This window comes from Stutzerimonas stutzeri (assembly GCF_000952685.1).
Taxonomy (GTDB): domain Bacteria; phylum Pseudomonadota; class Gammaproteobacteria; order Pseudomonadales; family Pseudomonadaceae; genus Stutzerimonas; species Stutzerimonas stutzeri_E.
On record NZ_JYHV01000016.1, the window covers coordinates 1 to 19,407 of the forward strand.

The window sequence follows — 19,407 nt, forward strand, 5'->3', positions numbered from 1 at the left end:
CCGTGGCGGGGGGGGGGGGCAGCGCGGCGCCCGTCTCTATAAGTGACCGATGTAAGCGGACGGGGTTCGCGCCGCAGATCAGCGCACACGAGGATTGCTCAGCGCAATACACCAATGCTGGTGGTGACAACGAGGACAGGTCGCCTCCCGCTGTGCTTCGATGATCTGCGGATATCCACACCGCATGCAGGCATACAGCCCGCTGGAGGGGACCTGCCGGTAAATCGTCCGAAATTGTTTGGGCAGCACAGAAAGCCCTGGGCGCACCGCCTCGGCTTCGTTGAAATAGAGGCTGACCTCTCCATCGGTCTCGAGAATGCCCAATCGAACCTGCCCCAGGTGCTCAACACCTTGCTGACGCAACTCCATGAAAAACTCGTCGGATGAGATATTTAGTTGGTCCAGGCTGTGTAGTTCGTACAGGCCATTCTGGATGATTGTGACTGGTTCGCCTTCCATCCATTTGGACAACCGTTCGTTGCGCGTCATGATCCAGACGGTGAGCCGATAGAGCAGCAACAAGGTTGCGAACACGGCCGCGATGGGCAGCAGTGGCACATCCTCATAGAAGGAGACGTCGCCTGCTGCTGACCCCAACGTAAGAATCACTACCAGCTCGAACAGTGACAGCTGCCGAATACCCCGTCGCCCGCTGATTTTCAGAAATAGAAACACCGCAACGAAGGCAAACAACGCTCGCAGCACCACTTCTGCGATGAACAGCAATGGCAGATCGTCCAGCAGCATGCGCTGCCAATCGAAAGGAGTCATTCGCGGCCTCGATAATGGCGTCGCTTAACCAATAAGGCCCGGCTGTGCGGGCATGGACCATGCGCTCAGCGGCACGCCATCTTTGCTGAGCTGCAGCCGTGCGTTCTCAAGCAGACCGGCGAGATGCATGGGGTCCGCATACTGGGAACGAGCGATATGGGGAATCGACATGATTTCATCGCCTGCCGCGTTGGTCACCCGCAGTGAAAAGCTGGCGTCCTCGTTATTCACCTGGGTAGTCGCGTGGCAAGGTAGAAAAGCCATCTCGCTGATACGTATGGCTTCGTCGAGTGCAAGACGTAGTGCGGTCATGGTCCGTACTCCGATGTAGCGATTGCTCATTGCGCAGGGGCGACATCAAATACCAGGTCTATACCGTCGCCACTGCCATCCCCTACGACCGAACCTTCCACTGGTCTGTGCGTTACCTTTCGGTCTTTATAGAACTCGCTCAGGTGCCGCTGCGCCACCTCGCGGACATGCGTGATCAGCCCGGTGAACTGAGCATCGCGAGGGATAACGAACTTCAAGGTAATGCAATGGCCATCAGCACCCTCAGGCAGGTCTGCCAGACCGCTGCTGTGCCACTGGTCATTGACGTAGGCTTCTGCACCCTTCATGGCTTGCTCCTCTTGATTCACTTATTGCTGGGACCGTGAAACAAGCGAATGGATCAGTCCGATAAACGGAACCGGCAGGCGAGGGGCATGCGATTGCAATGAAAAAGGCCCGGTGCTTGCGCCTCCGGGCCTTGGTTCATTCGAGACGGATGTCTTATTCCGGCATCTGCCAGGGGGCGAGGTGAATACCCTGGCGGCTCAGGTCAGCGCGTGCTTGTTCCAACGATTCGCCGAGCTTGACCGGGTCGGAATAAACGCTGCTGGAGAGTTTGCAATGGCCGACGGCGCGAGACTCGCTGCCATCCACGACGGTAATGCTGAGTTCGCCGTTGCCTTCGAGCAGTGTCCAGGCGACGCACTGGAACGGCTTGAACGCACGATCAGTAATGAGAAGGGCGTCGTTGAAACGAAGGGGGCTATTCATGAGGTGTGTCTCTCTGTGTGATAACCAAGATCGGATTTAGCCTGCCGCCAGGCTGCCGGCGTTGGCCTTACATACCATTGATGTACACAGAGGACTGATAAGTCACATTGAGAGTTCGCGATTGCGGAGAATTTTTGCAATTAGCCGAAAGTATAGGATTAGTCGTGCAAGCGCATTTTGGATTAAGCGTCGGCTGAACGGCTTGATTTCCTGGCCTGCGGACCGTTCAGAGGTTCCATGGCCGCAACGATGACCGTTACTCAAGCCGCATCGCGCGTGGCGAAAAGTCGCAGCTGCCTGGCGAAATAGAACGGCCGGTCTCCGTGAGGAGGCCAGCCGTATGTATACAAAAGCCAGTCGTTGATGCAGGTTTGGTTGGCTAGACCTTGAACTGCTTGAGCAGACGGTTCAGTTGTTCTGCCAATTCGCCGAGCTGCTTGCTCGCTGCGCTCGAGTGCTCAGCGGCCTGGGTACTGTCCTGTGCCAGTCCGGCGGCTTGAGTGACGTTCTGATTGATATCTTCGACGACATGAGTCTGCTGCAGGGTAGCGCTGGCAATCGAGGCGTTCAGGCCGGACAGGTTGCGCAGCGCCTGGGCGATCTGACCCAGGCTTTCACCGGCCTGGCTGGCTTGCTCGACGGTGGCCTGAGAGGCCCGACTGCTTTCCATGATGACGGTCACCGCCGCGCCTGAATTTTTCTGCAGGCGTTCGATCATGGTGTGAATCTCTGCCGTCGAGGTCTGGGTGCGCTGTGCCAGCAAACGAACTTCATCAGCCACAACGGCGAAGCCGCGGCCTTGTTCTCCGGCGCGAGCGGCTTCGATCGCGGCGTTCAGAGCGAGCAAGTTGGTTTGGTCGGCGATCGATCCGATAACTTCCAACACCGAACCGATCTGAGTGGTTTCGTCGGCCAATGACTGGATGACCCCAACTGCTTTATTGATGGTGGTCGATAGCTGGTCGATCTGCTGAAGGCTGGCTTCGATATTACGTTGTCCCAGCCCTGCCTGCTTTTCCGCATCGCCGACTTCGTTCGATGCATGTTCGGCATTTTTCGCCACTTCCTGCACCGCGTAGGTCACCTCGTTCACTGCGGTGGCCACCAGTTCCATTTGCTGCGACTGCTGTTGGCTTTGCTTGTGTGTCCGACCGGCTAGCCCACCCAGGTCGCTGGACGACTTCGCCAGCGAGCCGGAAGTTTCGAACAGCTGAGCGATAACCGTATGGAGCTTGTGTATAAACGTGTTGAAATCGCGGCTCAGCGTAGTCAGCTCGTCATTCCCCGAGATGTCCAGGCTGCGCGTAAGGTCGGCTTCACCGCTCGCTATGTTGGCCATCGCCTGCATGGAATGGCGCAACGGACGGGTGATGCTGCGGATGAGAACGGAAACCAGCAGCGCCATCAGCGAGGCGATGATCAAGCCAATGATGGAGAAGCGAACGAGGTAATGCATGAACTCTGCTTCTACGTCGTCCACGTAGATGCCGGAACCGATGATCCAGCCCCATGGCTTGAACAATTCGATGTAGGAAATTTTCGGTACGGGATCTTCCTTACCCGGTTTCGCCCATTGATAGTCGACGATGCCGGCTCCCTGTAGGCGAGCTACTTTGACCATCTCGTTGAACAGCTCTTTGCCGTTCGGGTCCTTCACGTTGGAAAGATTCTTGCCTTCGAGCTCGGGCTTCATCGGGTGCATGAGCATGACCGGGCTCATGTCATTGATCCAGAAATAGTCATTTTGTCCGTAGCGGAGCAGGCGGATCTGATCCATTGCTGCTTTCTGTGCCCCGGACGTGCTCAGCGTGCCGTTTGCCTCGAGTTGTTGGTAATAGCTGAGAACACCCGTCGCCGTTTCGACGATGTTCTGGGTCATGACCTGCTTGCCTTTGTACAGGTCGGTACGCACTTGCTGAATCATCAGCAGGCCGAGAACGAATAGCATCGCAACGGCTAGCGTCGGAATCAGCCAGAGGCGCTTGCTGATAGGGAAATTTCGCAGCATATTCATCTGCTTGTAAGCTCCTGTTGAGACTTTATCTTAATTATTATTTGTTTAGCGGCTTTGGGTTGGAGCACCGCGCCTGCGTCTGCCTTGGCCGTTTGAGCTGTGGCAGTGGTTGCTTTGCTACACCGTTGAATAGCTTGTCGGCATCTGTGAAAAAAAGATGAGGATGGGCGCTTCGACTCATTGAATTTACTTGTCGCCAGCGAGTCAGAACAGCGCTCAAGTGGCTATCTGACATATACCTTCGTTGCATATTCAAATGCGGTGGTTTGCACCGCTATTGGGGATTAGATGGATTTTTGGATCGCCTTTCAGGCGTTGCTTCTAGGCGTGGTCGAAGGAATCACGGAGTTTCTGCCTATATCCAGTACCGGACACCAGATCATCGTCGCCGATCTCATCGGGTTTGGTGGCGAGCGGGCATTGGCCTTCAACATCATCATTCAGCTGGGCGCGATTCTGGCCGTGGTCTGGGAGTACCGGCGCAAGATCATCGATGTCGTGGTCGGGCTGCCCAGCGAGCGACAGGCGCAGAAATTTACCGTCAACCTACTAGTGGCATTCCTACCAGCCGTTGTGCTGGGTGTGACCTTTGCCGACCTGATACATGAATACCTGTTCAACCCCATCACCGTGGCGACCGCGCTGGTTATCGGTGGGGTGGTCATGCTCTGGGCTGAAAAACGTTCGCATCGTATCCAGGCGGAAACGGTCGATGATATGCACTGGAGCCATGCATTGAAGGTGGGGTGTGCACAGTGCTTGGCGCTGATTCCAGGCACTTCGCGCTCGGGGGCTACTATTATCGGCGGGCTGTTATTTGGCCTGTCGCGCAAGGCGGCGACTGAGTTTTCCTTCTTCCTGGCGATGCCGACCATGGTGGGTGCTGCGGTTTACTCCGGCTACAAGTACCGCGATCTGTTCCAGTCGGGTGATCTTCCAGTATTTGCGATTGGCTTTGTCACTTCGTTCATTTTTGCGATGTTGGCGGTGCGTGCGCTATTGAAATTTATCGGCAACCATAGCTACGCAGCATTCGCTTGGTACCGGATCATCTTTGGCATCGCCATTCTGGCGACCTGGCAGTTCGGCTTGATCGATTGGAGCACTGCCGCAGGCTGATAACGCCATGGCTTAGGGCTGAAGAAGAAACTCCGGCAAACGCCACGAACACCGATTGAAACCGATCATTTCGTTATCGTTTTGCCGCCGATTGGAATGCCTGATTTTCACCGAGTCTTTCAACATGGAATTACGCGGTCAGCTGAAAAGTTGGGACGATCAGAAAGGATTCGGTTTCATCCGCCCTGACAATGGCGGTAACGAGGTGTTCGCGCACATTTCGGTCATGCGCGGAGCACGTCGTCCGGTACAGGGCGATCGGGTGCGGTATGGAACCGATCGCGACAGGGAAGGACGTTTGCGTGCCTCGCATATCCGTCTGGATACGCTTTCCCTCGATGATCCGGCCATTCGCCAAAAGCCCTTGGCGCGGCGCTCACCCAAAGCTCGGCATGAGGACCATGGACCGCGCGCCCGACGAGTTGGTGCTCTTCGTCAGCATTTCTCGCTGAAGGTCTCTGCCCTTGTACTACTGTGTCTGCTACCGACGCTGGGCAGCGTGCGGTTGGTCCAGCAGGGCGTGCACTGGCCGCTAGTCGCCTATGCACTGGCGAGTTTGCTGGTCTTCGGTTTGTATTTGCACGACAAGCGCAGCGCCATGCGCGGCAACAGGCGTACGCCGGAGGCGCATCTGCATCTGGTCGAGCTGCTCGGTGGTTGGCCTGGCGCGCTGCTGGCGCAGCAAGTGTTACGACACAAGACTCGCAAGCTCTCATTCCAGCTGGCGTTCTGGCTGATCGTTATGGCTCATCAGGTGGTGTGGCTGGATTATCTGTATTCCCAGCGCTTGCATGGGGTATTGCTCGGATTGAGCCGGTGAGTCTTTCGGCGTTAACACGGTCAGCCCTGACCGAATACCTTGACCATATGATCTATCCACGCCCTAACGGCAGGTAACATTCCGCGCCGATGCAGATAAGCCACCTGCAGGTGACCCCCCGGCAGCGTCCAGTCTGGCAGGACGCGAATCAACTGGCCGCTCGCCAACTCCTCTTCACAGTAGCCGCGTGGCAGCATGGTCAGGCCGAGCCCTGAAAGAGCGGCAGCCTTGCGGATCACAAAGTCATCGACCGCAAGCCGCGGTTCCAGCACGAGTTCCCGTGTCTCGCCATCATCGCTGACGAGCCGGTAGCGCACCTTGCGGTCGGGGTCTGCTGCGCCGAGCACGGGCAGCTTAGGCAGGTCTTCTGGACCGTTGATGGTGTGGTCACGAAGTAATGCGGGCGAGGCGACGAGATAGGCGACAGTCGGTTGCAAACGCCGAACGATGAGCGAGGGGTCTTCGTCATCTGCGGTACGAACCCGCAGAGCGACATCGATGCCCTCGTTGACCAGATCTACACGCCGGTTGGTGACAATCGTTTCGAGTGTTACCAGCGGATATGTCGCAAGGAAATCCACTACCGCATCAGCGAATCCGGCCACAGCGATGGGGCAGGACACGCGCACGCGTCCCCTGGGTTCGCTGGTCAGTCTCGCTACGACCTCATCCGCCTGTTCCGCTTCCAGCAGCATCGCCTGACAATGCCGGTAGTAGCGCTCGCCGATCTCGGTGACGGATAGCTTTCGCGTCGTGCGCTGAAGCAATCGCGCACCGAGTCGCTCTTCAAGCTCGGCGATGCGGCGCGACAGTCGTGATTTGGGAATGCCGAGCTGGCGACCGGCCGCAGCGAATCCACCGCCTTCGACCACTTTGGCGAAATAGAAAAGGTCGTTGAGATCTTGCATGGCTTATCGTCCTATTTTCAGGACAATCTATCGTAAATCTCGCTACTAATCCCTTATTCGATTTGTCTGTAGGATTTCCCCATCGAAACGAACCTGAGATGGAGACCCTACATGAACATACTGCACCTGGATTCGAGCATCCTCGGCGACGCCTCGGCTTCGCGACAGCTAACACGTGCTGTCGTGGCGACTGTGCTGGCGGCCGAGCCAGAGAGCAGCTTGCGTTATCGCGATCTTGCTGCGGACGAGCTGGACCACCTGTCTGGCGCAGGTTTGGCGGCCGCCAGCACTCCGGAAGAGCTGCGTGATGCGGTGCAGCGTCAGGCAGCGGCACTGGCCGAGGCGACCCTGAATGAGTTTCTCAAGGCGGATTTACTGGTCATTGGCGCACCTATGTACAACTTCAGCGTACCCAGCCAGCTCAAGGCATGGATCGACCGCATCGCCGTAGCAGGCAAAACCTTTCGCTACGGCCCGAACGGTGCAGAGGGCTTGGCCGGCGGAAAACGCGTGATTCTCGTTTCAACTGCCGGAGGCATTCATGGCGACCAACCCAGCGGTGTCGCGCACGAAGGCTACTTGAAGCTTGTACTGGGGTTTCTCGGCATTACCGAGATCGAGATCATTCGGGCCCATGGCCTCGCCATGGGAGGCGATGCACGGGAATCAGCGATGATCGCAGCTCAGCAGTCCATTGAGGCGCTGTACGAAACCGCCTGACGCGAAGGGCTCATACAAAAACGCCCCGTACAGTACGGAACTGACGGGGCGCGTTCGTTCCGGCGTCCTTAGATCACGCCAAGGCTACGCAGATAGTCGTCATAGGTGCCGCTGAAGTCGGTCACACCTGTATCCGAGAGCTCAATGATTCGCGTCGCGAGCGAGCCGACGAACTCGCGGTCGTGGCTGACGAAAATCAAAGTGCCCGGATAGTTCTCCAGCGCCAGGTTCAGCGCTTCGATGGATTCCATGTCCAGGTGGTTGGTCGGTTCGTCCATTACCAGGACGTTGGGCTTTTTCAGAATCAGCTTGCCGAACAGCATGCGACCCTGTTCGCCTCCAGAGATAACTCGAACCGACTTGAGGATCTCATCATTGGAAAACAACATACGGCCAAGGGTGCCGCGCACGATCTGTTCGCCGCCCTGCGTCCACTGGCCCATCCAGTCGAACAGCGACATGTCGTCTTCGAAGTCATCGGCATGGTCCTGGGCGTAGTAGCCGATATCGGCGCTTTCGGTCCACTTCACCGAACCAGCATCCGGATGCAGTTCGCCAACCAGCGTACGCAGCAGGGTGGTCTTGCCGATACCGTTCGGGCCGATGATCGCGACCCGCTCGCCGGCTTCGACGGTGAAGCTGAAGTTCTTGAACAGCGTCTTGCCATCAAATCCCTTGGCCATGCGCTCGACGGTTACGGCTTGGCGGTGCAGCTTCTTGGTCTGCTCGAAGCGAATGAACGGGCTGACGCGGCTCGAGGGCTTGACCTCCGCGAGCTGGATCTTGTCGATCTGCTTGGCGCGCGAAGTCGCCTGCTTGGCTTTCGATGCGTTGGCCGAGAAGCGGCTGACGAAGGTCTGCAATTCGGCGATCTGCGCTTTCTTCTTGGCATTGTCGGCCAGCAGCTGCTCGCGCGACTGGGTCGCCGCGGTCATGTACTCGTCATAGTTGCCCGGGAACAGCCGCAGCTCGCCGTAATCGAGGTCGGCCATGTGCGTGCACACGCTGTTCAGGAAGTGCCGGTCGTGGGAAATGATGATCATGGTGCTGTTACGCGCCGTGAGGATGTTTTCCAGCCAGCGGATGGTGTTGATATCCAGGTGGTTGGTCGGCTCGTCGAGCAGCAGCACTTCCGGATCGGAGAACAGCGCTTGGGCCAGCAGTACCCGCAGTTTCCAGCCCGGCGCCACTTCGCTCATCGGCCCGAAGTGCTGTTCGAGCGGGATACCAAGGCCCAGCAGCAGCTCGCCGGCACGGGACTCGGCGGTGTAGCCGTCCATCTCGGCGAACTCGGTTTCCAGTTCGGCGACGGCCATGCCGTCTTCCTCGCTCATTTCCGGCAACGAGTAGATGCGCTCGCGCTCGGCCTTGACCTTCCATAGCTCTTCGTGGCCCATGATCACCGTGTCGATGACGTTGAAGTCTTCGTAGGCGAACTGATCCTGACGCAGCTTACCCAGGCGTACGTTGGGTTCGAGCATGACCTGACCAGCGGACGGCTCCAGGTCGCCCCCTAGGATTTTCATGAAGGTCGACTTGCCGCAGCCGTTAGCGCCGATCAGGCCGTAGCGATTGCCGTTGCCGAATTTGACGGAAACGTTTTCGAACAGCGGCTTGGCGCCGAACTGCATGGTGATGTTAGCGGTGGAGATCAAAGCCAATATTCTCGCGGGTTTCAGAGTTGGGGATTTACGCTTGGTCCCTTTTAGGTCCCATCTGCAGCTTTTTCATTTCGTTCCCATCGCGTTCGCTATCGGCAACAGGCGTATCGAGACCGAGGGACATGTAACGATAGCCAAGCTGTTTGGCGATAAACGCGGGGCATGCCTACATCAGGCAGATGGTTGCGTATGGGTGGCGCGCATTGTACGGATGATGCTAGCGAATCCCTAATGACTTAAGCGTTGGTTGTCCTTGATGAATGCAGATCCGGCTTGCTTCGCTAGATTACAGGGCTGGTTCTGGTGATGCTGCGCCGCAATGACCGGCGTCACGGTGGGTACGTAACGATGTTGCACGGCGGCGTCAGCCGCTACATTCAAGTCCAGTGCGCTTGCATAGCCTCCCGCAGCCCGACGAGGAAGGGCATCCGCCGTTGACCTCATCGACCGAAACTATCCGCCGCGATGCAGAGCCTGTGCCTTAGCTGGGAGCAGGATCTGGTATTGGGCTCAGATGGTGCCGTTGCTGGCCTGCGGTGTCTTTGGCGCCAGGGTGCGAGAGCTGGAACAGCAGGCCTGGCTCTACCCTGAACACGGACAGCGTCCAACCGTGCGCTGTCGCTATTTCCTGGCAGATGGCGAGGCCAAGGCCCGCACCGTGATCGCGTCTATCGGCGCCACGCCAGAAGCGTGCAAATAAATGCGCCAGTTGGTCTTCGTTCACACCAGGGCCCCAGTCACGCACCGCCAATATGTTCGCGCCGACGCTCACATGAACTGCCGTCCCACGAGGCGCGTGCTGAAGCGCGTTCTCCAACAAATTTTTCAGCAAGGTGAACAGCGCACCCCGATCGGCTACCCAATCGTTCTGACGGGCGTCATTGTTCATTACCAGTCTCACACCCGCGCCATCGGCCATACGTTGCAGATAACTGATCGCTTCGCTCACAACCTCCCGGATATCCACAGCGGCAAACCGGTAGCTTTGCATCTCGCTTGCTTCGGCGAGATGCAGCAGCTGTTGCACTTGGCGCGTCATATGTTCGACATCATTGAGCAGTGAGTTCTGTCCGTCGGTATGATCGATCAACTCGATCTGAGCACGGATCAATGCAAGTGGCGTTTTAAGTTCATGGGCCGCCGTTGCGAGAAATTCCTGCTGAACGCGATAGCCCCGCTCAAGCCGCTCGAGCACGTTATTGAAGCTTTCAACCAAGGGTGCGATCTCATTTGGCGCGGCATCGGTGTTCAGGCGAGCGTGTAGCGAGCGAGGGGAGATCTTCGCAGCCGAGTTCGATATGTCTCGTAGCGGCTTGAACGCATACTTCAGTGTTACGTAAACGCATGCGCCGAAGATAAACAGCAATACCAAACTGAACAGCGTGATTCCCAGGCCGGTGAAAGGCAATGCGAACGCACGGTGCATCAGGTGCAGGAATCGGGTACTGGCCGCGAACTGAAAATACCAAGTCCGCCCCTCATGCTCGACTGCCTCGGTGGCTCCGTGCATCGTCACGCCTCTTTGCTCGAATTTAAAGCTTTCGGAGCGAAGCTGGTCGGCTTCGCTACTTTCAGGCCAAATGACTTCGCTTCCAGGCCAGGACAATACAACCATCCCCGACGCGTCCAGCACCCGGTATGAGGTTTCTTGTTTCAGGCTGTCGAATACCCATTCGATATCGAATTTGGTTATGTCTATCCCGATCGGTATGCCATTGCTATCGAACACTAGGTCATCGGCCATCTCTCTCGCATTATCGGCCACCTCCGCGTCCGAGAGCATGTCACTTTGAGATGCCGTCAGCGCGAAAAGGGCCAGCACGATTATGGCTGTGGTGACCATTGCGCCGGCGATATAGGCGAGCAGTACTTTGACGGCGAGGCTATTGAGCCACGTCGTTCTCACGAAGCGCATAACCGTGCCCCCGTACGTTGACGATCTTGTGGCGCGCACCGATGGTGAGCAGTTTGCGGCGGATACGGTGAAGCGCTACATCCAGAGCATTGGGAGTGACCGCTTCACTCAGCCCCCACGCGGCTGCTTCCAGCGCCGTGCGCCGCACAACCTCATCATGGTTGCGCATCAGCAAGAGCATGACCTGAGCTTCGGTCGGCGACAGGGCTACGCTATTACCGCCGCGCCAGAGAACGCCGGCATCGACGCGTAGCGTCAGGTCCCCATAGCTGGGATCGAGCGAGCGCTGTATGACGGGGCGGCGCAGCAACGCCTTGGCGCGCGCGATCATCTCATCCATGGCGAACGGCTTGGGTAGGTAATCGTCCGCTCCGGCGTCCAGCCCTTCTACTCGATCGTGCAATGCGTCACGCGCCGTCAATACGAGACACGGCAACCCTATCCCCGCGGTGCGCAGTCTTTGCAGCAGAATGAGCCCATCGCCATCCGGCAGGCCCCGATCCAGGATGACGGCCTGGTACGGGAGCTGCTGGATAGCGGCCCACGCAGCATCGATGCGTCCGATTACGTCGACAGCGATCCCGGCGCCCAGCAGCCCTTTGCAGATCAGTCGAGCCAGGCGTTCGTGGTCCTCAACGAGGAGGATGCGGTTCATCAGAATCGGTAAAGGTAGCCAAAGGCCACGCGATTTTCGGTGGAGCTGTCTACCAGAGGGCTGTCCTTGATCTCATCAGCGAGACTTACCGCTTCGAGGTCGAGGAACACGGAGTGCTTTTTATCGAACATATAGGTTCCACGCACGCCAAACTCAGTATTGATTCCGGCCTTTCCATCGTAGGCCGCCCGGTCGAAGCGAGCTTCGCTGTCGCGAACGCCGTAATAATAGTCGACGTACTTCTTGTCCTGCCATACGGCTGCCAGGCGCGGCGTAAGCTTGATGTGGTCACTGACCTGCCACGATCGTTCCAGGCCGAGGGTAAAGCGTTGACCGTCGCTATTACTCGACGCGTCCGTAAGCCATTCGGCGTAGACGTCCGCCCATTCGTTCTGCCATTTCACATTCGCTCCAGCCCAAAAACCGCCGTCGCGATCGTCCATTCCGTCGAGTATGCGAGCATCGCCTTCTTCATACCCGCTTGAGTCGTACCGAGCCACAATATTGAAATTGAGTTGTTCAGAATCGCTGATGCGCAGACTCGGCAGCTTGAACTCCGCGACAGGGCCGAAGATCCGCACATACTGATTTTCGTAGTAGATCAGCGGTATCGCCTTGTTGTCCCGATCTATATCGGTGTACGGCTGTTGACTGCTGGCCGCGCCAATACCAAGCCCCCAGGATGTTGAAACCTCTGGATAGGAGAACTCGGCCGCGTGGGTGGTCAGCGGCGACAAACCACCTAAAAGAACGGAAGCAGTCGCGGCGCGCATGATTGCACTTGATGATGCGGTCAAAGCGGGTAAGCGAAAACGATACATCGAACTCTCCAGGGCGAGGTTGAAAACGCTTGCATCGTCCAGAACTCCGTCTTACTGAAAACTTACCGGCCAACCTTTATTTTCCGTGCGCCCGGTAAGGGTCTGGAAAGGTTGCCCGTCCGATAGTGACTCCCTAAGCCGCAAGTCGATGGCCGGTTCGCTGCGTGATGACGACTGGCTGCGCTCATGTAGGAAGGGAGAATGCCGCATTGAACTCATCGTTGAGTCTGACCTGGGGCGTGCTGACAGCAGTTGTGCTCGCTGGCTGCGCGACCATCGAGCAGGCACCGACACTCGGCAGCGCCGATGCGCCCGTGGCCACCCAGTGGCATGCACCCCGTGCACACGGGGGCGAGCTCGTTGATCTGGCGCAGTGGTGGGGACAATTCGACGACCCGCTGATGCTGCGCCTCATCCAGGATGGACAGGACGCCAGCGCGACGCTTTCACAGGCCATCGCACGTATCGCTGACGCCCAAGCTGCACGTGTCTCTGGGCTGGCTGCTCTGTTGCCTTCGCTGGATGGAGCCATCGAGTCGAGCCGTGGACGGTCCGAAGTGGCAGCGCCGGTGGGCTCGATGGCATCGGTGGGCCTTCAGGCCAGCTGGGAGCTGGATATATTCGGTGCCAATCGAGCTGGAGCCGGCGCTGCACAGGCGCAGCTGGAAGCCAGTATGGCCGAATGGCATGACGCTCGGGTGTCGGTCGCCGCCGAGATCGCGACGACCTATGTCGAGTTCCGGGCTTGTGAAGCCCAGGCGGTGCAAGCCGAACTCGATGCACAGTCACGCAATGAAACCGCACGCCTGACCGATCTGATGGCCGCGAGCGGTTTTCAATCGCCGGCCGAAGCTGACCTGGCCCGTGCGAGCGCGGCCCAAGGGCGGGTGAGCCTGGCTGAGCAACATGCGCAATGCGAATATCTGATCAAGTCGCTGGTTGCGCTGACCGCCCGGAACGAGGTGGCGCTGCGACGCGACCTTGTCGCAGCCAGCGCGCGTATGCCGCAGCCTGCCGAGTTTGTCGTCGCGACGCTGCCCGCTCAGGTACTGGCGCAACGCCCGGATATCTTTGCGGCTGCTCGTGACGTCGTCACCGCTAGCGCTGAGTCTGTTCAGGCGCAGGCATTGCGTTGGCCGCGCGTCACCTTGAGCGGGGAAGTCGGGCGGACACGTGTCGCCGAGCAGGGCAGCGTCAGCACCAGCGGTACCGTCTGGAGCGTCGGCCCGGTTGCGGTGACGGTACCTCTGTTCGATGCCGGTACGCGTCGAGCCAACGCTGAAGCTGCCCAGGTGCGCTACGACGTTGCCAAGGTCGTTTACGCCGACCGCTTGCGTAATGCCATACGAGAAGTCGAAACGGCGCTGGTGTCGCTGCAGAGCACCGCTGCGCGAAGTGGCAACGCGCGCGACGCCGTCGAGGGATTCGAACGTTCGTTCCAGGCCTTCGAAGCACGGTACCGGTCGGGTAATGCCAGCCTGTTCGAACTAGAGGATGCCCGTCGCAGCAGGGTGAATGCGCAGATCTCCTTCATCGAACTGCAGCGCGAGCACGTCACCAGTTGGATCACGCTGTACCGAGCGGTTGGTGGTGGCTGGTCGTCCGCGGCGTTAGACGACATCACCGGCCTATGACCCCCACATAACCATCGCCTTATCGATCGCCGCCCGGACCACGTCCCGGCCGCAACGTTAAACCAGGACTATGACCCGTATGAAAAGGACAACTCGCCAGACCGTTTTTATCGTAACGGTAGTGGTCACCACGATCGCCATGACGATGGGGGCTATAGCCGCCTGGGACCGCCGTGACGCGATTCAGGAGGATGAGCCGGTCGCGAGGCCTGCGCTCACGGTGGCCGTCACCTCGCTCGAAACCACCACGCTGCCCAATCAGATCCCGGCGAATGGCAACATCCAGCCGTGGCAGGAGGCGAGCATCGGTACCGAGGCCGATGGCCTGCGCCTGGCCGAGGTCAGGGTGAACGTGGGCGATCTGGTCACACGCAATCAGCTGCTGGCGACCTTTGCTTCCGATACCGTCACGGCCGAACTGGCGCAGAGCAGTGCCGCCACCGCAGAAGCACAGGCGGCACTCGCCGAAGCCGAGGCCAATGCCCAGCGGGCGAGGGAGCTGCAAAACAGCGGCGCCTTGTCGGCCCAGCAGATCAATCAGTACGTGACGGCTGAGCGCACCGCGCGAGCACGCCTGAAGGCTGCGGAGGCAACCGAGCAGACCCAGCGCCTTCGCCTGGCTCAAACCCAAGTATTGGCGCCGGACGACGGCATTATCTCGGCGCGCAGCGCCACCGTGGGAGCAGTTCTGCCTGCCGGTCAGGAGCTGTTCCGTTTGATACGCGGACGGCGGCTCGAGTGGCGCGCCGAGGTCGCCGCGGCGGACTTGGCTACGTTGCGACCGGGCCAGCCCGCACAAGTCAGGCTGAGCAATGGCGAGGTGGTAGAAGGGCGGTTGCGCATGGTCGCGCCAGTGATCGACACGCAAACCCGCAATGGATTGGTCTATGTCGACTTGCCGCCAGACAGCCCGGCACGTGCTGGTATGTTCGCGCGAGGCGAGTTTGTGGTGGGCACGGATCAGGTGCGGACCCTGCCGCAGAGCGCCGTGCTGTTGCGTGACGGGTTCAGCTACGTCCTGCGCGTCGGACCTGATTCAACAGTGGCAAAGGTCAAGGTGACTGTGGGGCGGCGGGTAAAAGACCGCGTCGAGATCACGGCGGGTCTTGATACGGACGGCCAAGTGGTACTGACGGGAGGCGGGTTTCTAGGCGACGGCGATCTTGTGCGAGTCGTCGAGGAGCAGCCTGCCTTGAGTCAGGGCGACCAGGTTTCCAGTGGAGCAGCCAAGCCCGTCAGCCTGTACATGAAGGGGGATGCCCGATGACTCTTAACGTTTCGTCCTGGTCGATCCGAAACCCGACGCCGGCCATCCTGCTCTTCATATTGCTGACTTTTGCGGGCCTGATGGGCTTTGCCTCAATGAAAATCCAGGAGTTTCCCGACATCGACTTGCCGATGATCACCATCACGGCGGAGCTGCCCGGCGCTTCCCCGGCACAGCTTGAGAACGATGTTGCGCGCAGGATCGAGGACTCGCTCGCCACCGTGCAGGGCGTCAAACACATCCAGAGCACCCTGACTGACGGTACCGCGGATATCGCGGTCGAGTTCCGCCTGGAGAAGTCGACCCAGGAAGCGCTTGATGATGTCCGTGACGCGGTGTCCCGAGTACGCGCCGACCTGCCGGCCGATCTACGCGACCCGGTGATCAAGAAGGTCGAAGTCTCGGGCTCGGCGATCCTGACCTACACAGTCGCCTCGACACGGATGGATGACGAGGCCCTGTCGTGGTTCGTCGACCATGACATCAGCAAGGCTTTGCTTGCGGTGCCCGGGGTGGGAGCGGTAACCCGGGTTGGCGGTGTCACCCGCGAGGTGCGCATCGCCCTGGATCCGACGCATCTGCTGGCTCTCAATACCACGGCGCTGGACATCTCCCGTCAGTTGCGTCAGATCCAGCGGGAGGCGTCCGGCGGCCGTGTGACCCTCGGTAGCGGTGAGCAGATGGTGCGCACCATTGCTACCGTTCAATCCGCCGAGGAACTCGGCGCGCTCGAGATCACGCTCAGCGATGGTCGGCGAGTCAGGCTCGACCAGGTCGCCACGGTATCCGATACGTTCGCCGAACGCCGATCGGCTGCACTCCTGAATGGTGAGCCCGTGGTCGGTTTCGAGATTGTACGTGCGCGGGGCGCCGGTGAGGTCGAGGTGGGCGCGGGCGTTCGGGCGGCACTCGACACGCTCAAGGCCAAGCACCCGGACATCACCGTCACCGAAGCCTTCAACTCCGTCGATCAGGTGATCGAGAACTATGAAGGCTCCATGCGCCTGCTGTATGAGGGCGCCGCGCTCGCCGTGCTGGTCGTATTCCTTTTCCTGCGTGACTGGCGGGCAACGTTTGTGGCCGCCGTAGCGCTGCCGCTGTCAGCGATTCCCACCTTCGCCGTAATGTATTGGATGGGCTTTACGGTCAATACCGTGACCTTGCTGTCGTTGTCACTGGTTGTCGGCATTCTCGTCGATGACGCCATCGTTGAGATCGAGAACATCGAACGCCATCTACGGATGGGCAAAACGCCGTACCAAGCCGCGATGGAGGCGGCCGATGAGATCGGATTGGCCGTCGTGGCGACCACCTTTACGCTTATTGCGGTTTTTCTGCCCACGGCCTTCATGAGCGGTACGGTCGGTAAATTCTTCGTGCAGTTCGGTTGGACCGCAGCCATTTCGGTTTTTTTCTCGCTGCTCGTCGCGCGCATGCTGACGCCTATGATGGCGGCGTATTTGCTCAAGGCGCCAAAGCAGCATGACGAACCCGAGCCGGGATGGATGAGCTTGTATCTATCGCTTGCGCGCTGGTGCCTGCACCACCGCGTTCTGACCGTCACAGGCGCGGCGGTATTCTTCGCGGGTGGCCTGATGCTCGCCGCCTTGTTGCCGGGTACCTTCATGCCGCCAGACGACGATTGGCAGACGCAAGTAACCCTTACGCTCGCGCCGGGAAGCACCATGGACGACACGCTGGTGCTCGCCGAGCGAGCACGCAGTATCGTGGCGCAACATCAGCACGTGCAGATGGTTTACGCCGGGATTGGCGGTGGCAACACCAGCGGTGACCTGATCGATCCGTCCGGCAGCTCGGCAGGCGATGTTCGCATCGCGGTGCTCACCCTCAATCTGACTCACCGTAACGATCGCCCCGGGCTGACCAAGCAGCAGATCGAGAGTCAGCTGCGCAAAGCGCTTGCTGCATTGCCCGGCGTGCGTATCAAGGTCGGCATGGGCGGATCGGAAAACTACGTGCTGGTGCTGGCAGGCGAAGACGGTCGGGTATTGAGCCGGCACGCCCAGCAGGTGGAGCGGGAGCTGCGCACCGTTCCCGGGGTGGGCGCCATTACCTCGACCGCGAGCCTGGTTCGCCCCGAACTGATTGTCCGGCCTGATTTCGCACGTGCTGCCGACCTGGGTGTTACGTCCACTGCCATCGCCGATACCCTGCGCGTTGCCACGACCGGGGATTACGATCAGGATCTCGCCAAGCTCAGCTTCAGCAATCGGCAGGTTCCCGTTGTGGTACGGCTGACTGACGCCGCCCGAACAGACTTCGATACGCTCCAACGCCTTCCCGTACCCGGTGCTCGCGGACCGGTGCCCCTGGATAATGTCGCAACGCTCGAGATCGGCAGCGGCCCCTCCGAGATCACCCGCTATGATCGGATGCGCAACGTCAATTTCGAGATCGAACTCAATGGCCAGCCTTTGGGTGACATCGAGCAGGCGGTTCTGGCACTACCGAGCCTCCGTAATCTGCCAGCAGGCGTAGTCCAGACGTCGGTTGGAGACGCCGAAGCCATGGGCGAGCTTGCGAGAGGATTCGGCCTGGCGATGCTGACCGGCGTGCTATGTATTTACGTCGTGCTAGTCCTGCTCTTGAAGGATTTCCTGCAGCCGCTGACTATTCTGGCCGCACCGATGCTTTCAATTCCCGGAGCCTTCGTTGCGCTTTACCTGGGCGGAACGGCGTTGTCGATGCCGGCGATGATCGGGCTGATCATGCTGATGGGCATCGCTACGAAGAACTCAATTCTGCTGATTGACTACATCATCCTCGCACGCCGCGACTTCGGGCTGTCGCGATGGGACGCTATCATCGATGCCTGCAGCAAGCGTGCACGTCCCATCATCATGACGACGATCGCCATGGGCGCAGGGATGATGCCGGTGGCGCTGGGGTGGGGCGTCGACCCGAGCTTCCGCTCTCCGATGGCAATCGTCGTGATAGGGGGACTGATCACTTCGACCGTGTTGAGCTTGCTGGTCATCCCGGTGTTATTCAGCTACGTGGATGACTTCGTCGGCTGCCTACGCAAACTCAAGGGCAGCCCCGATGCCGATCCGACGGGGCTCGCTGGGCCCAGCGGGTCAGTGCCGTAGCGTTGCTCACTCGGAGCATCTGGCCTCTCGATAGCTCATCCCTTGAATCGAAAAGGCGCGACAAAGCCCAACGAAACGGCGCGGTCACTTGAGCCGTTGTTAGGGGCGTTCTAGCATGCGATACGCTGAGTCCGATATTTCCCGGACATGAATGCGGAATTTGCGCTCGCAGGTTATCGAGGCTGAGCGCTACTGAATGTTTGGCGATAAGTCGGTCAGAGAAACTTTCGCAGCACGGCCGCAAAGGCGACGAGATTATAGCTCGCTGCCCGCAGCAACCCAGGCCCCGAAATCCTCACGGAGGCAGCGGCAGACATGCCTTCGACGCAGTGATCGATCCGTAGGAGTGTGATGTGGAATCCGTAGAGCCAGAGGTATTCGTACAGGTCAATGATGTCCTGTGCAGATTTTTTCTTTGCTTCGATCAGCGTGATTGGCCCTCGATGGTCGATTGCCTTGGGTCTGAAGTGGCAATTGACTATGTGTCCTCTGGGCGGGAGCGGCCGACGACGATGACTGGTCGTGATTTCGTCAGTCGTCGGCAGAATGCCGCAGACACCTTGGCGAAACACCACAGTTTTTCCAACCTGTTAATCACTCCAGGGCCAGACGCAGGAATTGTCCGAGCGCGGTGCAACTACCTGATTCTTCGGTTTGACCTTTCCCAGGAGCGTCCGGATTCAGGCGAGGATTTCTTCCATTCATGCGGAGGCTACGAGTTCGAGCTTTCCGACCTGGAGGGCGAATGGAAAATTTCTGGCATCAAGCAGGATGCCCTTCGCAGCTGGGGTAACGCGAGCCTGCACGGTGGTTCGGCGAAGGCTAACGGCTAGATGGGATAGTGATTTCTGGATCGGAGGCCGTCATGGTTATTTTGGCTGCTGCGGTTCCCGTGTTGGCACATCACTGAGCGGCCGTTCTATCGAGCGGCGTTTGACGTATTGCCGA

Annotated in this window: 17 protein-coding genes; 7 read left to right on the top strand and 10 right to left on the bottom strand. The window is 59.1% G+C overall.

The genetic code is table 11. The features are described from left to right. Positions 1-78 precede the first annotated feature (78 nt). The 5 genes from UF78_RS10175 to UF78_RS10195 form a co-directional block, all read right to left on the bottom strand. Positions 79-771 (bottom strand): DUF421 domain-containing protein, encoded by a 693-nt coding sequence (locus tag UF78_RS10175; RefSeq protein WP_045162087.1) that lies wholly within the window; start codon positions 769-771, stop codon positions 79-81. Positions 772-795: 24 nt separating this feature from the next. Beyond that, positions 796-1,083, bottom strand: coding sequence for a hypothetical protein (locus UF78_RS10180; RefSeq protein ID WP_045162088.1), 288 nt, complete (start codon positions 1,081-1,083; stop codon positions 796-798). Positions 1,084-1,109: 26 nt separating this feature from the next. After that, positions 1,110-1,391, bottom strand: a complete 282-nt coding sequence (locus UF78_RS10185; protein ID WP_045162089.1) for a hypothetical protein — start codon at positions 1,389-1,391, stop codon at positions 1,110-1,112. Positions 1,392-1,545: 154 nt separating this feature from the next. Next, positions 1,546-1,815 (bottom strand): hypothetical protein, encoded by a 270-nt coding sequence (locus UF78_RS10190; protein ID WP_045162090.1) that lies wholly within the window; start codon positions 1,813-1,815, stop codon positions 1,546-1,548. A 379-nt stretch (positions 1,816-2,194) separates the two neighbouring features. Beyond that, the gene (locus UF78_RS10195) at positions 2,195-3,829 is read right to left on the bottom strand and encodes a methyl-accepting chemotaxis protein (RefSeq protein WP_045162092.1); all 1,635 of its coding nucleotides are present in this window, start codon (positions 3,827-3,829) and stop codon (positions 2,195-2,197) included. Positions 3,830-4,117: 288 nt separating this feature from the next. Between UF78_RS10195 and UF78_RS10200 the strand changes: the two genes are divergently transcribed. After that, on the top strand, positions 4,118-4,948 hold the full coding sequence (locus UF78_RS10200; protein ID WP_045162093.1) for an undecaprenyl-diphosphate phosphatase: 831 nt from the start codon (positions 4,118-4,120) through the stop codon (positions 4,946-4,948). 124 nt (positions 4,949-5,072) lie between these two features. Beyond that, on the top strand, positions 5,073-5,768 hold the full coding sequence (locus tag UF78_RS10205; protein WP_045162185.1) for a DUF1294 domain-containing protein: 696 nt from the start codon (positions 5,073-5,075) through the stop codon (positions 5,766-5,768). Positions 5,769-5,788: 20 nt separating this feature from the next. Here UF78_RS10205 and UF78_RS10210 read toward each other — a convergent pair whose 3' ends face one another. Beyond that, the gene (locus UF78_RS10210; RefSeq protein WP_045162094.1) at positions 5,789-6,676 is read right to left on the bottom strand and encodes a LysR substrate-binding domain-containing protein; all 888 of its coding nucleotides are present in this window, start codon (positions 6,674-6,676) and stop codon (positions 5,789-5,791) included. A gap of 111 nt (positions 6,677-6,787) precedes the next feature. Between UF78_RS10210 and UF78_RS10215 the strand changes: the two genes are divergently transcribed. Next, the gene (locus UF78_RS10215) at positions 6,788-7,396 is read left to right on the top strand and encodes an FMN-dependent NADH-azoreductase (RefSeq protein ID WP_045162095.1); all 609 of its coding nucleotides are present in this window, start codon (positions 6,788-6,790) and stop codon (positions 7,394-7,396) included. 68 nt (positions 7,397-7,464) lie between these two features. Here the strand turns inward: UF78_RS10215 and UF78_RS10220 are convergent, their stop codons facing one another. From UF78_RS10220 to UF78_RS10240, 4 genes are all read right to left on the bottom strand, one after another. Further along, positions 7,465-9,051: an ABC-F family ATPase gene (locus UF78_RS10220; protein WP_045162097.1), complete on the bottom strand. Its 1,587-nt coding sequence runs from the start codon at positions 9,049-9,051 to the stop codon at positions 7,465-7,467. Positions 9,052-9,538: 487 nt separating this feature from the next. Continuing rightward, the gene (locus UF78_RS10230; protein WP_080890586.1) at positions 9,539-10,972 is read right to left on the bottom strand and encodes a sensor histidine kinase; all 1,434 of its coding nucleotides are present in this window, start codon (positions 10,970-10,972) and stop codon (positions 9,539-9,541) included. Next, positions 10,941-11,627, bottom strand: coding sequence for a response regulator transcription factor (locus tag UF78_RS10235; protein ID WP_045162100.1), 687 nt, complete (start codon positions 11,625-11,627; stop codon positions 10,941-10,943). Before UF78_RS10235 ends, UF78_RS10230 begins: the two co-directional genes overlap by 32 nt. After that, complete coding sequence (locus tag UF78_RS10240; protein WP_230623611.1) at positions 11,627-12,448, bottom strand: MipA/OmpV family protein; 822 nt, start codon at positions 12,446-12,448, stop codon at positions 11,627-11,629. Before UF78_RS10240 ends, UF78_RS10235 begins: the two co-directional genes overlap by 1 nt. A 209-nt stretch (positions 12,449-12,657) precedes the next feature. Here UF78_RS10240 and UF78_RS10245 point away from each other — a divergent pair, with 209 nt between their 5' ends. From UF78_RS10245 to UF78_RS10260, 4 genes are all read left to right on the top strand, one after another. Next, on the top strand, positions 12,658-14,082 hold the full coding sequence (locus UF78_RS10245; protein ID WP_045162101.1) for an efflux transporter outer membrane subunit: 1,425 nt from the start codon (positions 12,658-12,660) through the stop codon (positions 14,080-14,082). Between the two features lie 79 nt (positions 14,083-14,161). Continuing rightward, positions 14,162-15,349, top strand: a complete 1,188-nt coding sequence (locus UF78_RS10250; RefSeq protein ID WP_045162102.1) for an efflux RND transporter periplasmic adaptor subunit — start codon at positions 14,162-14,164, stop codon at positions 15,347-15,349. Next, entirely contained in the window at positions 15,346-18,459 is a 3,114-nt protein-coding gene (locus tag UF78_RS10255) for an efflux RND transporter permease subunit (protein ID WP_045162103.1), read from the top strand. Before UF78_RS10250 ends, UF78_RS10255 begins: the two co-directional genes overlap by 4 nt. 353 nt (positions 18,460-18,812) lie before the next feature. Continuing rightward, positions 18,813-19,292, top strand: coding sequence for a nuclear transport factor 2 family protein (locus UF78_RS10260; protein ID WP_045162104.1), 480 nt, complete (start codon positions 18,813-18,815; stop codon positions 19,290-19,292). Positions 19,293-19,407 lie beyond the last annotated feature (115 nt).

Bases quoted from the DNA above. Each gene is read 5' to 3' on its own strand.
- UF78_RS10250 (WP_045162102.1), top strand. From the start codon at position 14,162: ATGAAAAGGACAACTCGCCAGACCGTTTTTATCGTAACGGTAGTGGTC.
- UF78_RS10175 (WP_045162087.1), bottom strand. From the start codon at position 771: ATGACTCCTTTCGATTGGCAGCGCATGCTGCTGGACGATCTGCCATTG.
- UF78_RS10200 (WP_045162093.1), top strand. From the start codon at position 4,118: ATGGATTTTTGGATCGCCTTTCAGGCGTTGCTTCTAGGCGTGGTCGAA.
- UF78_RS10185 (WP_045162089.1), bottom strand. From the start codon at position 1,391: ATGAAGGGTGCAGAAGCCTACGTCAATGACCAGTGGCACAGCAGCGGT.
- UF78_RS10205 (WP_045162185.1), top strand. From the start codon at position 5,073: ATGGAATTACGCGGTCAGCTGAAAAGTTGGGACGATCAGAAAGGATTC.
- UF78_RS10215 (WP_045162095.1), top strand. From the start codon at position 6,788: ATGAACATACTGCACCTGGATTCGAGCATCCTCGGCGACGCCTCGGCT.
- UF78_RS10240 (WP_230623611.1), bottom strand. From the start codon at position 12,448: ATGTATCGTTTTCGCTTACCCGCTTTGACCGCATCATCAAGTGCAATC.
- UF78_RS10195 (WP_045162092.1), bottom strand. From the start codon at position 3,829: ATGAATATGCTGCGAAATTTCCCTATCAGCAAGCGCCTCTGGCTGATT.
- UF78_RS10190 (WP_045162090.1), bottom strand. From the start codon at position 1,815: ATGAATAGCCCCCTTCGTTTCAACGACGCCCTTCTCATTACTGATCGT.
- UF78_RS10235 (WP_045162100.1), bottom strand. From the start codon at position 11,627: ATGAACCGCATCCTCCTCGTTGAGGACCACGAACGCCTGGCTCGACTG.
- UF78_RS10255 (WP_045162103.1), top strand. From the start codon at position 15,346: ATGACTCTTAACGTTTCGTCCTGGTCGATCCGAAACCCGACGCCGGCC.
- UF78_RS10210 (WP_045162094.1), bottom strand. From the start codon at position 6,676: ATGCAAGATCTCAACGACCTTTTCTATTTCGCCAAAGTGGTCGAAGGC.
- UF78_RS10230 (WP_080890586.1), bottom strand. From the start codon at position 10,972: ATGCGCTTCGTGAGAACGACGTGGCTCAATAGCCTCGCCGTCAAAGTA.
- UF78_RS10180 (WP_045162088.1), bottom strand. From the start codon at position 1,083: ATGACCGCACTACGTCTTGCACTCGACGAAGCCATACGTATCAGCGAG.